Below are 13,569 nucleotides of genomic sequence, written 5' to 3' on the forward strand. Positions count from 1 at the left end.
GGCTGGAGAGCGCCATGCTGATCGTACGCGCGACCAAGAAACTCCTCGATCACACCCACCCGCCTCGGGCTGTCGAAGGAGACCACGACACGACCCTGCTGGGCCCGTGGTACGCCACCGCGCTGTTCTGGCGGCCCCGGCTGGCGCTGCTGGTCAACGAGCGAACCCTGCTACCGGTCCTGCTGCCCCTGGCACCAGCGCGCAGCCTTCCCGCCCGCGTCCCCGACGAGATCGCGACGGTCCTCGACGCCCACCCGGTGCCCAGGGCCTTCATCGCCGACGAGCTACGGCACATGCAGGACTGCCGATTCGCCACGACGGCCAACCGCAGCGTCGTCGGGATCATGAACGAATTCACCAAGCTCGCCGAGATCTACACCGACGATTCCGCTCACCCCAACCTCGTCACACTCTCGCTGCGGCTGGCCACGACGCCCTGCAGCCCCCTGTACGCCACGAACGTCAGCCCCGACCGCGAACTGGCAGCACTGGTGGGCGCTGCCGGATCAGGGAAGGGGGTCGACGGCGTGCAACATGGCGAGTAGACCGTCGATCGCCCCCCACTCGCTCGGGATGGGGTCCGGCGAGAAGTGCATCATCTTGTTACGGATGTCGGCGACGTCCTTGACCTGCTGAACGAACTGGGCGTGGTCGAGCGGCCAGTCGAGGAGCAGGAAGTGCTTCTCGTCCTTGAAGACGTGGACGTAGGCTCCGAGGGTCAAGCTGCCGGCGTCCTTGTGTCTCTTGTTCGTGGCGGCCTCGATGATGTCCGCGGCGATCCTCTTCACCCTACGGCGCAGCCGGCGCTCACATTCCTCGATCATGGTGAAGGGTCTGGCGATCTCACCAAATCGGTTGGTCAGGTCGGCAGCTGTGACGATCCCCGCGATCGTCTTGCCGTCTCTCGACCGGATGAAGATGAAGCCGCGGCTGGAGATCTCGTCGATGCGTGGCAACACCAGCTCGTCGTAGGCGGCGTCTGGCACGGTCTGCTTCGCCTGATCGACCGTCGGCACTGCCTGATGTGCCATCTGCGCCTTTGCGATCGACTCCCAGCTGATGGCCCCCTGGAACGTGCCGTCATCGTCGATCACTGCGAGTTGCGAGTAGTTGTACCGCAGCATCAGTGTCCGGGCCAACACGATCGAATCCGTGGGGCGCACCGATACCACTGCGGTGTCCGTCCGCAGCAGGTTACCGAACCGCAGGGTGAACGGCTTGTCCGGGACGAGTTCGTCGTCGGCAGGCTCGTCAGAATCGGGTTGAGCACTGTCCTCATCGTCGATCAGCTTTCGGCTGCAGTCTCGTCTGTGGAGTCGTCGGCCTCGGCGCCAGACTTGAAGACGCGGATGCTGCTGCCGATCCAGCCCTCAGTGAAGGGCGGAACCGTGGTGAGACCGTTCTCGCTGAGATCGCGTTGGATGACAGCTACAGCGGAGCTTGTCCGTCGCCCGGCGTCCCACTGTCGAAGGAGCTCCCGGATGGTTAACTCCAGGCCGTCCTCAGCTGCGACGGCGCGGGCGATGAAGTCGTCCGGGGTCACCCACTCGTTGCTGGACATCTCCTCAGCGGTCGGACCGGGGTCGACGCCAGTCTCGGCGAGTGCAGCGATCCGTCTCGCGGCTCCGTTACGCCGAAGCTGACAGATGGTCAGCAGTGACCCCAGGCTGTAGAGCAGATCCTGCCCGATGGCCGATCGCGGCAGCGCCCGTTGAATCCAGATGACCGGGCGCACGTGGCGCCGATCCGCTGCGGCATCGCGGCGGTAACGGTATCCGCCGGCGATCCGGCCGATGGCGACGTGGTCCGGCACGGTCTTCAGTGGCAGCACTACGTAATCGTCGACCTCCATGACCTGGATGAGACGCCATAGCTGCCCAGTCCAGTTCGCCACCACGGTTCGCGAGCGGTTCGGGTATGCAGCGCGAACAACCGCGTGTAGTTCTCTGCGCGTCGCCACCTGGCTGAGGTCGCCCACCTCCGGCCAGCCGGCAATGATGAGGGACTGTTCAAGGGCGTCCGCCTCGCGCTCGCCCTCGCGTCCTGCTCGAACCATCCACGCCGTCGTCATCGGCCCCCCAGATATCGCGCGAGACGTAAGGGAGATACTCGTCTTTCTGCCCGGCAGGGGACAACGCGTTCCGCACCGCCACAGTCACACCGGCAGGACCATGTGGGCAGTGGCGTCGAGCCAGCGGCACCAGGACAGCCTACGCAGGCTTTCAGAGGGCCAAGCGGTCTTCAACCCTCTGACGAGACTGTCCCGAATTTGATGGACTCGATGTTCCTGGGGCGGTTCACTCGGCCTAGATCGGCGGTCCTCGCCGGAACGCTGGGGTGAGCGCGGCTGTTCGGCTGTGGCAGGGCCACGTCGTTGCCCGCCGCTCGACGCCGTCAGCGCGTGCGGATCGCCGTCGCCTCGCTGGTCGGGACCGTCTCCGCAGGTCCGCTGCCGTCGCACGCTTCCCACGCCGCCGGTACCGTCATCAGATCATGCAAGAACCTCGTGCGCCTGGCGGCCTTCCTCGAACTGTCAAGGCGATCGACACCAGCGGCCTCATCCGATTGGAGGCCGAAGCGATCGCGTATCGGTTCAACCGCAACCACGGAGCCGGCTGGCTGACCGAGTACGCCGCTCCGCACGCCACGCACTACCTGCGCCCCGTGCTCGTGCACCGTGCCGCCCATCGACCCGAGCACTCTCCGCACTGGCGGTGCACGCTCCTGCTGACAATGCGCGACGGTCAAGAGGTCTTCTCCCTGCTGGATACCTGGCCACCCTCCTTTGGTGAAATACCCGACACCCTGAGCCCGGCCACCAAAGAAGCGATCGCCCACCGGCTGGAACGTGGGCAACTCTTGACCTCAGCACAGTGGGCCGACCTCAACATCTAATGGCCGCACGGGGCGACCGCCGCGCGGAGGTCGCTGCGAGGTTCCAGCCAGTGGCGCGCCGTCATTGTCCGGAGCGGCTACTCGCCGGCCAACCGGCGAGCTGCTGGCTGGTCTCCGCCCCGAGTGCCGCCGCCGCTCGGGGCGCCGACGGCGACGTGGCCGCTATCGCGGCGGTAATGGCGATGCGGTGGAGCCTGCTGGTGCCGCACACTCGCTCGCATGGTCACGTCAGTGAGCAGCGTCGCCGAGTTGAGCGGCGCGGTGCGTGCGGGTGCCCGGGTGAAGTTCCTGTTCTTCTGGGGCCACCAGCCGCAGCGCGACGGCAGCATCGGGGCCGGATGCTTGAGCCAGTGGTGGCCGGCGCCGTTCACCCTCAACGGCCAGCGCTTCGCCACCACCGAGCATCACATGATGTGGCGCAAGGCCACCCTGTTCGGCGATCACGCGACGGCCACCAAGATTCTCACGGTGGCGCACCCGCACGCGGCAAAGACCCTCGACCGTCAGGTCACCGACTTCGACCAGCAGACATGGGAGCAGCACCGCTACGACATCGTGGTGGCCGGCAACACGGCGAAGTTCGACCAGCATCCGACGCTGCGTACCTACCTGCTCGGCACCGGCAAGCGAGTGCTCGTGGAGGCCAGCCCACTCGACCGAGTGTGGGGCATCGGCCTGGCTGCCGACCACCCACACGCCACCGTCCCCGCACGCTGGCGCGGGCTGAACCTGCTCGGCTTCGCCCTCATGCAAACCCGCACGATCCTGCTGGAACAGGAACCGACCGACGGGTAAGCCGCCGGACCTGGTTGCCGCCGAGTACGCGCTGGGCAGCGTCGATGTCGAGCGGATGCCCTGGTACGCGGCGGAGTGGCTCGCCGACGGACACGACGGGCCGGTCCTGCGTGAACTGGCCGGACTCGACGGTACCGACACCCGACTGATCGGGGAACTCCTGCCCGACGCCCTCAGCGAGGTGGGCGTGCGTGTTCCGTCCGCAGCGCAAGCGGCGGACACCTGGCTGGCCACGCTGGCGCAACGGCTGATCGACGGTGAGGTCGACGAACCGTCAGCGAGCACGTCTCGGCGTTCGTCTCCTGGCAACTCGACGTCGACGAGATCTGGCGCAGCCCATTCACCGACCTGCACGTGCTGGTTGACGAGTGGGATCAGGGCTGGGGACGCGGCAATCAGGAACTGGCGACGACGGTTCGTCAGCTATGCCGTGATCACATTTCCCGCGTGCCGGCTTCGCCGGGGATTGACCTCACGAGCCTCGCCCACGGCAGCGCAGAGCAGCAAACGGGCGGCCTTCGCCGGCTGCTCAACGCGTGGGACTTCATCGGCGTACACGACCCACGGACCAACGTCGACGAGTACGACTGCCTGATCGCACCGCTGCTGACGAGACTGACGAACGGTGCCGGTGCCGCCGATCTCAGCGAGTACCTGTCGGCTGAGATCCGTGGCCACTTCGGGATGACCGTCAGCGACACGGAGACCCGGGCCTTCGCGCGACGTCTACTGACCTGGTGGGGCACCGAGCAGGGGGCCCGGTAAACGCTCCTGATAGCACCCATGGTGGACCCTCTGCGCGAGCCGGACTAATCGAAGGGTTGCAGCTCGGGTTCGAGCCCGACCTGCGCGAGCACCTCGTCCGCCCGGGCCGTCGGAACCCCGATGATCCTGGCGGCCAGCCGGATCGTTCCGCGTAGGGTCCGCTCGGGGTGCAGGCCGCTCGCATCCAACGAGACGCCCACGGTCCGCCCCGGGGTCGGCAGATCGCGGTATGGAACCCCGTCGATCGTGGCCAGACCGCGTGTCGGTGAGACCAGACCCAGCAGCATCTTGAGAATCGTGGACTTGCCCGCACCGTTGGGGCCGAGGAGCCCAGTGATGGTTCCGGGGACGCAGTCAAAGCTCACGTCCTTGACCGCGGGCCGCCGGCCGAAGTCTTTGCAGATGTCGGTGACCGCGATCAACGGGTGGCCTCGCTGGCGGTGCTGAACTCCGGCGGTACCCGGTGATCGGCGATGATTGCCGCGATCACGACCACCACCTGGATGGCGAGCAGCACAAAGATCACTCGCACGGAGCCCACTTGCAGGTGTGTCTCGCGAGTCATCGTCAAAATGAAGTCGACGGCGGTGATGGCGATCGCGATCGCCAGGCAGCCGATGGCCAGCCGAGTGGGCAACGACCGGACCGTGCCCTTGGGGAACTTCTCGGCGTAGGTCGCGGCCGGCCCGAACTGCTGCTCCGGCTCCTGACCTGATTCCTGGGAAAGCGCTCGCACCTCTCGCAGGACTTCGACGATCTTGGGCTCCGGGACCCGCCGAAGTCGAAGGTTGAACGCAAGGCTGCCGTAGTAGCTCACTTTTTCTCCATCTCGGGAGTCGGGTGGGACAGCGCCGACGCGACGGTGGTGTTGAGCCGCCGCCACTCACTCGCCAGGCGTTCGAACTCCCGCCGCCCTGTGTCGGTCAACCAGAACACTTTGCGCGCCGGACCTGGCGAGTCGATCTCCCACCGATGGTCGACAAGGCCCAACTCCTGCTGCCGGGCCAGGAAGGGGTAGAGCGTGCCGCCCTTGACGGAACCGAATCCCAGCGACCCCAGGGTTCGGAGGATCACGTACCCGTGCGCCTCACCCCTGGCGAGGATGCTCAGCGACACCAAGGGCAGGACCGCCCGCAACCAGCCGGATGACCATTCAGTCTCATCCATGGCCGTAGCTTAGCAACTATCTAAGTAGAGTCGCGACCTAAGTAGCCACTCTTATTTTCATGTCAGCATCTGCCGCCTGCTCATTCCTCCCCGCGACCGGGCCGGCAGCCATGTCGCGGAGAAGTTCCTCGGCCAGCGGGACACCGGCGAGCCGCCGACTCGACAGCGCCAGACCCGCACCTGCCCAGGCCAGCACGACGACCAAGGCGAGGATCGGCAGAGAACCCGCGGCACCGAGGCCACCGAACGGCGGCGTGAGGAGGAGAAGAAACGCGACCGAATGCAGCAGGTAGAGCGTGAGGCTGCGCTGCCCGAGAGTGGCGAGGATGCGAACCTCGAACGAGGCACACAGGCCAGTCCACTTCCCGGCGATCGCCCACCAGCAGGCCAGGGCCCTCAGCAAACCACCGATCTGCGCCGCCACCAGGTGCCATGGATGGGCGGCCACGGCCTGAAGGTCTCCCCAATGTTCCGCCAGAACGGCGGCGTACGGCAGGCAGAGCGCAAAGGATCCGACGAGCAACACGACGACCAGCGGGAAGAACCTGCTCGTCGGACGATCGCCCCGGGATCTGTCGCGCAGGACGAGCGCGGCCGAACGGTAGCCGACCAGCATCGGGAACAAGAGTCCACTGCTCAGGAAGGGCATGGACAAGACGTACAGCAACCACTCGATCCAACGCGACCCCAGGGCCACCGAGGCAGAGCCGGCCAGCACCGACGCGGTAGCCTTGTCGCCCGCTGTCATCAGAAGCGTTGATGGCAGGACCAACGTCTGGAGCAGGAACAGGACGCCACTGGCCCAGAGGTCCTACATCACCGCTCCGGTGGTCTCGTGATGGGCCAACGCTTCCTCTGAACCACTCGACGCGGCGAGTCAACCGAACCCGGGCAGTCCCGACCGTCGTCATCTTCGCTGGAACCTCACCGGTCCGGATCAAGGGAGTCAGCTGGCCGCGCCCGGCAGGCGGTAGGGCAGGCCACCCTGAGCGGCTGATGCATAGGCGGCTGTGATCGCATGTGCGACAACGAGTGCGGGTCGCGCCAGCTCTGCTTCCATAGCAGGCGAGGCCACCTGGCGGAGTACATCATCGGCGAGGGCGGGTAGCCAGTCGTCGTGGGCGTGGCGACTCCGTGGCGTCTCGGCCAGTCGCCAGGTTCGCCGCCCGGCGGGGCTGTCCTCGACGAGGGTGTCGTCGTTCAGGACGACCGTGCCGTGTGTGCCGGTGAGGCTGTAGGTGTTCCTCCGGTGCGGGGCTCTCCATGAGAGCAGGATGTGGACTTCGATCTTGCCGCTCATGTCGAGCACCAACTCGACGTGGTCCTCTACCCCCAGGGTGCTGTATCCCATCGTGCAGCCGACCAGGAGGACATGCATCCCGGTCAGCCATTCGGCAAGGTATACACAGTGCGGGCCATGATCGACAAGGACACCTCCCCCGGAGACTGCGGGGTTGCGGCGCCACGACGGGTTCCAGTCCGGAGATCCGCTTGCCGACGTGGGGCGTTCGATTCTCATGTCGAGGCGCTGAAGGGGTCCGATTCGTTCGGGAGCGCCGAGTTCGCGGAGACGCTGTAGCAGCGGCGAGTGCACGTAGTTGTGGCCGGGGTAGATGATCCTGTTACGTTGCCGGGCAAGCGTGATCAACTTCGCTCCGTTGCCGGGGTCGAGGAAAGTGGGCTTCTCACAGAACACGTGGGCGTCGCGCATGAGCGCCTGCTTGGTGTAGGCCTCGTGGCTGGTCGGCGGCGTGCAAATCAGCGCCAGGTCGATATCCACGTCGATGTCGTCGAGAGTGGCTGCCACGGCGGCGTGCGGGAAGCGGGCTCGTGCGGCGTCGCGCCGTGGTGGCGTGGGGTCGAGGATGGCTACGATCCGGGTCTGAGGCATGGTGTCGTAGCACCGGGCGTGGGCTTCGCCTGCCCGCCCATATCCGATGACACCAACGTTGATCATGCCGGGGCCTTGTAGCGCTGTAGCACTGACACGAGGGTGTCCACGGCTGCGGTGAGTTCGGTCTCGTCGGCGGTTAGCGGCGGGTAGAGCCGTAGGGTGTGCCCTCCGGTCATGACCAATACTCCGGCGGCTACGAGCTGCTGGAACACCTCGCGCAGCTGCTCCTTGCCGGTGACGTTCAAGCTGATCCCGATCGCCATGCCGATACCATGGACGCTGCTGACCAGCGCCAGCCCGGCGAGGTCCTGGCGCAGCCGGGTGAGCGTCCGAGCCCCCACCTCGCCCGCTCTGTCTGCCAGCTGCTGCCTGTGTACGGTCTGGGCCACGACGGCGACGGCACGGCATGCGAGCGGAAAGCCGCCGTAGCTGGAGGAGCTGGCGCTGGGGGCTCCGAATGGGCCGCGCTGCATGAGGTCCGTCGGGGCGCAGATGGCGGAGACGGGATAACCGTTGCCGAGGCCCTTGCCGAGTACGACGACGTCGGGGCGTACGTCTGGTTGGTCGCTGGCGAGGATAGTGCCCGTGCGGCCCATGCCGGTCATGGACTCGTCGGCGATGAGCAGTGCGCCATGTTCGTCGGCGAGGCGGCGCAGGGCACGGAGGTAGCCCGTAGGCGGCACCACGTTGCCTGCGCGGCCTTGAATGGGTTCGACCAGGATCGCTGCGAGGGATCCGGTGGACTGCTCACGCAGGATGTCGCGGGCGAGGTCGACGCAGGCGAACCCGCAGGCTGGCGAGGTCAGGCGCAGGGGGCAACGTGAGCAGTCCGCGTATGGGGCGCTGATGCTCCCGGGTGCGGTGGGTCCGAGGCCCGTGCGTGCCCCGCTGGTGTGCGCGAGGCTGCCCAGTGTGCGGCCGTGGAAGGACTGCCAGAAGGAGAGGATCTCGAAGCGGCCGGTCGCGGACTTCGCCAGCCGGATGGCCGATTCGACGGCCTCGCTGCCGCTGCTGTAGAGCTGTATGCGGTCAAGGTGAGCCGGCAGCAGTTGCCGGAGCAGGCGCGTCATCTCCAGCCGGGCGTCGCTGGCGTGCGCTCCGATCATCCAGCTGCCTATCTGTCGGGTCAGGGCTTCGACATACGCCGGATGCGAATGGCCGAGGAGGTTGACGCCGGCGGCGCCCATGAGGTCGGCGATCCTGCGCCCGCTGGTGTCTGTGAGGTGCATGCCCGCCGCTTCGGTGACGGCGAGACCTGCCCACCGGACCGCCTCGGAGATGCCCGGTCCGAGGACGGTCAGCTCCTCATCCCAATGCGCCTGGCCGCTCACGACGTCGTCTCCCTGGCGTTGGTGGACGCCACCCTGAACCCGCCCGCGGGGTGGCGATCGGTGGCGAGCATGCGATTGCGGGTGAACGAGTTCGCGCACTCGGTGGCGTAGTAGAAGGCTCCGCCGCGGATGACGTATCGCTCCCCCGGTCGGGTGCTGGCCATCTCGCGTCCGTCGTCGTGGCGATAGGGATAGCCGAATGTCGGTTGGTGTCCGCTATGCCCCCAGAGGCTGCGGGTCCATTCCCAGACGTTGCCGATCAGATCCTGGCAGCCGGCCTCGTTGTCGCCGTCCGGGGAGAACCTGCCGGGGGCGACGACCGCGCCGATGCCGGTGGCGCGGATGTTGGCCCGACGTGGATCGGGTACGTCTCCCCAGGGGTGTCGCCCGCCTCGGTCGTTGCCTGCGGATGCCTCCCACTGCGCTTCGCTGGGCAGGACGATGCGCTGGTCCGGAGCCAACACCCTGGTGTGATGCAGGTGGCGGGTCAGCCAGGCGCAGTAGCGCGAGGCGTCGAGCCAGGACACCATGACCACGGGAAGGTCGTCCCGCCACAGCGAGTCGTCGGCCTGCCAGTGGTCGGGGCAGGGGCCGCCCTCGGCTGCGAGGAAGGCAAGATATTGGCGGTTGGTCACTACGGTGCGGGCCAGCCGGTACGGCTGTAGGCGAACTGTGTGTCGCGGGCGGCAGTCGTCCTGTCCGTCCGGTGCGTCGACGCCGAGGATCACCTCGCCGCCGGTGTGCGGCAGCAGGTCGGGTACCGCCGGTTCCTTCAGCGCTGCTTCGTGGACCTCGCGTGGGATGACGCCGTCGGCCAGCAACTGACGCAGCGACGGCTGCCGGTCCTGCCGTGACATCGTGTCCGCATAGCTGCGGACGGCCTCGGCACGGTCGCTAGCCGCCAGCCGCAGGAGGCTGGCGCGCGCGAACGGGGTAGATGCGGCCAGCGCGGCGAGTTCGGTGACCGCGTCGAGGCGGGAACCCGAGTCGGGCGATATGAGATCCTCGCGGACGTAATCGGGCAGTTGCTCGCTGACGTACCGGGACGTGATCGCAGCCTGGCTCGCGCCGACGGCGAGGTGAGGGCTCCCGCCTGCTGCGACGACGCGTTGCCGGGCGAGGTCCAGCAGTTGCGGCACTGCCTGCTGGGTTCCCGAGGCTGCGAGGTCGCCGAGGACCGCAGCGAGGGCATCGTGGCAGGTGCTCTCGGGCCTTGTATCCGCGGCGGATGGCGATGCGAGCACGAAGGCACCCGCAAACGCGAGGGCGACGGCGCCCACCGTGTCGCGAGCGGAGACGAGGTCTGCGCAGACGATCACCGGCTTTCCCGCTTCTGGAAGAACGACCGCCGACAGCTCATCGATCCGAAGCATGCTGTTGGGGCGTCCCGGAACGGAGCCGGGCAGGGCCAACGCGGTGATATCGCCGTCGCGCCGGGTGAACTTGACAGCGTGGCCCGCCAGGCAGACCAGCAGCACATCCTGCCCGCCGAGAGCCTTCCTGGCATCGTCGATGGCGCGGCGGGCGGCGGCAGGGTTGCCGAGTCGCCGGTCGGCAATCACGATGATCTTGCTGTCGAAGTGGTGGTCGACCTGCCAGCGCAGCTCGGCCTGCATCTCGCCGTGCGCCGCCCAGCCGATCGTCGGCAGGTGCCGGTAGGTGGTCGGCGCGAGAAATAGTGCGCCGATACTTACAGGTATTCGCGGAGCCATGTCACCGTCTCGCGGTACACGATTTCCCGTTCCTGCGGTTCTTCGAGGCAGTGATCGCCGTCGGGCACCCCGACTACCTTGTGCGGTCCTGAGACCAGGTCGGCCGCGCGTACGCTCTGCCCGAATGGCACCTCGCCGTCGGCTTCTCCGTGAACGAAGAGCACCGGCGTGGACGAGCCGCGCAGCGGTGCGCTGACGTCCTGCACGTCCTGCAGCTCGTCGAGGAACGCCACGCCGATCTGCTCGCCGTCGAGATCCACATAACCGTCGCGCCGTGCCGCGCTGAGGTTCTCCTCACTCACGTAGGATTCGAACGCGCCGTCGAGCAGCCAGATGGCCGGCCACAGCAGCACGACCGCCCGGTATGCCGGGTCGTAGCCGGCCAGGCCGACGGTGGCGCCGAAGCTCTCCCCTATCAGCGCCCAGGCAGTCGGCTGATACCTGCCATCGACGAAACTGCGGACCGCTCGCAGGTCCTCAACCTGGCGGGCGATGGTCATGTCCCGGTAGCTGCCGGTGCTTTCGCCGCAGCCGCGGAAGTCGAAGCGCACGGACGCGATCCCGGCAGCGCCGAGACGCGCGGCAAGGTCGACGTAGAGGTCAGCCGGCCCGTCCTTCTGCCCACCCGGTCCGCCGTGCAGCATCATGACCATGCGTTGCGGCGACCCGGTGGTCGGTGTCGCGACGACGGCAGCGAGCTCGTCATTGCCCACACCGATCCGGTGACGTGTCTGCTGGATCATGAAAACCTGCTCCTCATCTCTCGGTGGCGCGCAATCAGTCGCCGCCGACCGTCTGGCTGGTGAACCTGATTCTCGGACGCCGGTACGCGGCCAGCCACAGCCACGGCATGAACAGCGCTCGGGTCGCATAGCGCGAAGTGGCCTCCGCTTCGGACTGCTCGCCAGACAACGACAGCTGCCGTGCGTCTACAGCGGCCTTACGCGCGTGCCCGTGTGCTCTGAGCAGGCGCCCCCGGAAGAGGTTCAGCCGAGCATCGGTCAGGTCGATGCGGACCAGCTGACGGACGTCGCGGTATTCCTCAGCGATCTGCCGCGCCTGACGAAGCAGCAGACCCGAGTCCGCGAACGCCCGCCGCATCAGACTCACCTCCGCCAGATCCCTGATCGCGTATGCCTTGCCCCGCTCCCAGGGCAACTGCTCACAGGCTTCCAGGAACCGGCGCACCGTCTGCTCACACGAATCCAGCTCGCCCAGATGCCAGTAGGCGGCTCCGACCAGCGACTGTATGTCGATCATGTTGTTCGGGTCGCCAGCTGCCCGGGCGATCTCCTCGGCATCTTCCTGAGGGTTCTTGACCACGGCGAGGGCTTCGGCCGCTTGGCCGGCTCGGAACAGTGCGAAGCCGACGCACCGGAGCTGTCGGGCGATCTCTCGTGCCGAGCCGGCGTCCCGGGCGATACCGAGCCCCAGCTGGGCCGTGCGAGCCGCCTCCTCAGCCTCACCGCGCACCGCGTGCGTAGATGAGATCACTGACAAGGCCAGCGAACGCTGCTCATCGTTCCCCAGCGCCGCCGCTGCCTCGTACGCGACCCAGCCGAGTTCGATACGGTCGTCGAACAGACCCAACGTGAAGAAGATGTCGAGCGTGACCTCGAACAGCTTCACGCACTGCTCGTACGCCTCATGCCGGTGAAGGTCGCGGACGAGCAGCCGAATCGCCTCGATGTGCGCGCCGGCGCCGGCGGCGTCCTCCCAGTCCTGGCTGAAGCGGGCGATGAAGTGCTCCGCCAGCCTTCCCGCGAATGCCACAGTCTCGCCGGACGCTGTGTGGTTGAGCACGAATAGCCGCAGCGCAGCCGAGCATGTGTACACCGTCACGCCGTGCTGCTGGCGCGACGAGAGCAGCCCATCGGACCACAGCCGCTCGACGAGGGCGCCCACGTCGGCCGCCGGGACCGCGAGCGCCACTCGCAGCTGCTCAGCGTCGGCGCTGCCGCCCAGGTAAGCGCACACACGCAGCAGGCTGCGCCCCATGTCGTTCACGTCCTGCCACACCACGCTGAATAACGCGTCAGCCAACTGCGTCGAACCGCTCTCAAGCTGACCAAGCCGGTCCGAAAGACTCCGGCCGTCTCGCGAACAGGCCAGCACGAACAGCTCAATCGCCCTCGGATTACCGCCGAGCAACCGATGGATGCGCTCGAACGTGGCAGCATCAGCGCCGACGATCTCCGGAACGCTACGGCGCCGGGCCTCCCGAAGCAGCAGCTCCTGCATGTACTGCAACTGAAGCTCTTGCAGCAGCACCCGCGGCGCCGGCAGCCGACCAGGAGTGTTGGCGCTAACGATGGCCAGCGAGCCGCTCGGCAGGGTCCTGAGGAAGTCGATCAGATGCTGCGCATCGGCAGCGGTCAGCCGCAGGTTGTCGACAACCAGGACAGCCGGATGGTCAGCCAGGTGTGCACGTAGCGCCTCGGCCTTGTGCTCGGCGGGAGCCGCTGACAGTGCCGGACTTCCGGTGGCGAGTCCAAGCGTGCGGGCAAGGTCCGCGAGACTCAGCACGCTGTTATGAGCGTCGAACCAGACCAGCGACGTGAACCCGTGGCCCGGCTTCCGCGCCGGCCGGCGCTCGGCAAGCCGATGCGCCACCTCCGTGGCCAGCGCGCTCTTGCCGACACCAATGCTGCCCTCGATGGAAACCAGGTACTCGCCTCGGTCGAGATGCTGCAACGCCTGAGCCACCTCATTGCCGCGGTCGACGAGTTGGGTACGAGACGGCAGCAGCACCTTCGGCTTTCCTGACCGGTTCCTGCCAGCTTCGCGGAGACGCACGATCAGGGGCGGCAACCCCAGGACAGCGGCGACCACCGCCAGCAGCCCGGAGATCAGGCCGAGCCACTCGCTCACGCCGGAGGTGAAGCCACCCACAGAACAGACCTCACTCGCACGCCATCATCACGATCGGTCATCTACCGACCACAGAACGACGATCATCTGCCGCCAGTCTTACCGAGGTCCAAGTTGGACGCAACGCCATACAGGACTG

General features: G+C 67.1%; 15 protein-coding genes. 4 read left to right on the forward strand and 11 right to left on the reverse strand.

Annotated features, from left to right (window positions below; all coding sequences use genetic code 11):
* Window positions 1-14 precede the first annotated feature (14 nt).
* On the forward strand, window positions 15-545 hold the full coding sequence (locus tag AB0C20_RS05115; RefSeq protein ID WP_357567402.1) for a hypothetical protein: 531 nt from the start codon (window positions 15-17) through the stop codon (window positions 543-545).
* Here AB0C20_RS05115 and AB0C20_RS05120 read toward each other — a convergent pair.
* Both AB0C20_RS05120 and AB0C20_RS05125 read right to left on the reverse strand, forming a co-directional pair.
* Window positions 507-1,172, reverse strand: a complete 666-nt coding sequence (locus AB0C20_RS05120) for a CBS domain-containing protein (protein ID WP_357567403.1) — start codon at window positions 1,170-1,172, stop codon at window positions 507-509. The genes AB0C20_RS05115 and AB0C20_RS05120 overlap by 39 nt on opposite strands.
* Window positions 1,173-1,285: 113 nt before the next feature.
* Window positions 1,286-2,071: a hypothetical protein gene (locus AB0C20_RS05125; protein WP_357567404.1), complete on the reverse strand. Its 786-nt coding sequence runs from the start codon at window positions 2,069-2,071 to the stop codon at window positions 1,286-1,288.
* A gap of 422 nt (window positions 2,072-2,493) precedes the next feature.
* On the opposite strand from AB0C20_RS05125, the gene AB0C20_RS05130 reads away from it, so the two are divergent.
* The 3 genes from AB0C20_RS05130 to AB0C20_RS05140 all read left to right on the forward strand — a co-directional run bounded on the left by AB0C20_RS05130 (window position 2,494) and on the right by AB0C20_RS05140 (window position 4,455).
* Window positions 2,494-2,895 (forward strand): hypothetical protein, encoded by a 402-nt coding sequence (locus AB0C20_RS05130; protein ID WP_357567405.1) that lies wholly within the window; start codon window positions 2,494-2,496, stop codon window positions 2,893-2,895.
* A gap of 219 nt (window positions 2,896-3,114) precedes the next feature.
* Window positions 3,115-3,690, forward strand: a complete 576-nt coding sequence (locus AB0C20_RS05135) for an NADAR family protein (protein ID WP_357567406.1) — start codon at window positions 3,115-3,117, stop codon at window positions 3,688-3,690.
* A gap of 354 nt (window positions 3,691-4,044) precedes the next feature.
* Window positions 4,045-4,455: a hypothetical protein gene (locus AB0C20_RS05140; RefSeq protein ID WP_357567407.1), complete on the forward strand. Its 411-nt coding sequence runs from the start codon at window positions 4,045-4,047 to the stop codon at window positions 4,453-4,455.
* Window positions 4,456-4,499: 44 nt separating this feature from the next.
* On the opposite strand, the gene AB0C20_RS05145 is transcribed toward AB0C20_RS05140, so the two are convergent.
* The 9 genes from AB0C20_RS05145 to AB0C20_RS05185 all read right to left on the reverse strand — a co-directional run bounded on the left by AB0C20_RS05145 (window position 4,500) and on the right by AB0C20_RS05185 (window position 13,451).
* A complete protein-coding gene (locus AB0C20_RS05145; RefSeq protein ID WP_357567408.1) occupies window positions 4,500-4,877 on the reverse strand; it encodes an ATP-binding cassette domain-containing protein in 378 nt (125 codons plus the stop codon).
* Entirely contained in the window at window positions 4,874-5,272 is a 399-nt protein-coding gene (locus AB0C20_RS05150; protein WP_357567409.1) for a hypothetical protein, read from the reverse strand. Before AB0C20_RS05150 ends, AB0C20_RS05145 begins: the two co-directional genes overlap by 4 nt.
* Window positions 5,269-5,622, reverse strand: a complete 354-nt coding sequence (locus tag AB0C20_RS05155; RefSeq protein ID WP_357567410.1) for a PadR family transcriptional regulator — start codon at window positions 5,620-5,622, stop codon at window positions 5,269-5,271. Before AB0C20_RS05155 ends, AB0C20_RS05150 begins: the two co-directional genes overlap by 4 nt.
* 37 nt (window positions 5,623-5,659) lie before the next feature.
* Window positions 5,660-6,370, reverse strand: coding sequence for a DUF418 domain-containing protein (locus tag AB0C20_RS05160; protein WP_357567411.1), 711 nt, complete (start codon window positions 6,368-6,370; stop codon window positions 5,660-5,662).
* A 198-nt stretch (window positions 6,371-6,568) separates the two neighbouring features.
* Window positions 6,569-7,579: a Gfo/Idh/MocA family oxidoreductase gene (locus tag AB0C20_RS05165; RefSeq protein ID WP_357567412.1), complete on the reverse strand. Its 1,011-nt coding sequence runs from the start codon at window positions 7,577-7,579 to the stop codon at window positions 6,569-6,571.
* The gene (locus tag AB0C20_RS05170; protein WP_357567413.1) at window positions 7,576-8,847 is read right to left on the reverse strand and encodes an aspartate aminotransferase family protein; all 1,272 of its coding nucleotides are present in this window, start codon (window positions 8,845-8,847) and stop codon (window positions 7,576-7,578) included. Before AB0C20_RS05170 ends, AB0C20_RS05165 begins: the two co-directional genes overlap by 4 nt.
* Complete coding sequence (locus AB0C20_RS05175) at window positions 8,844-10,559, reverse strand: SUMF1/EgtB/PvdO family nonheme iron enzyme (RefSeq protein ID WP_357567414.1); 1,716 nt, start codon at window positions 10,557-10,559, stop codon at window positions 8,844-8,846. Before AB0C20_RS05175 ends, AB0C20_RS05170 begins: the two co-directional genes overlap by 4 nt.
* Window positions 10,538-11,212 carry an alpha/beta fold hydrolase gene (locus tag AB0C20_RS05180; RefSeq protein WP_357567415.1) on the reverse strand — a complete coding sequence of 225 codons (675 nt, stop codon included), beginning with the start codon at window positions 11,210-11,212 and terminating at the stop codon, window positions 10,538-10,540. Before AB0C20_RS05180 ends, AB0C20_RS05175 begins: the two co-directional genes overlap by 22 nt.
* A 124-nt stretch (window positions 11,213-11,336) precedes the next feature.
* Window positions 11,337-13,451, reverse strand: coding sequence for an ATP-binding protein (locus tag AB0C20_RS05185; RefSeq protein ID WP_357567416.1), 2,115 nt, complete (start codon window positions 13,449-13,451; stop codon window positions 11,337-11,339).
* Window positions 13,452-13,569: the final 118 nt, after the last annotated feature.

The sequence above is a fragment of the Micromonospora sp. NPDC048843 genome, assembly GCF_040649965.1.
Lineage (GTDB): Bacteria > Actinomycetota > Actinomycetes > Mycobacteriales > Micromonosporaceae > Micromonospora > Micromonospora hortensis.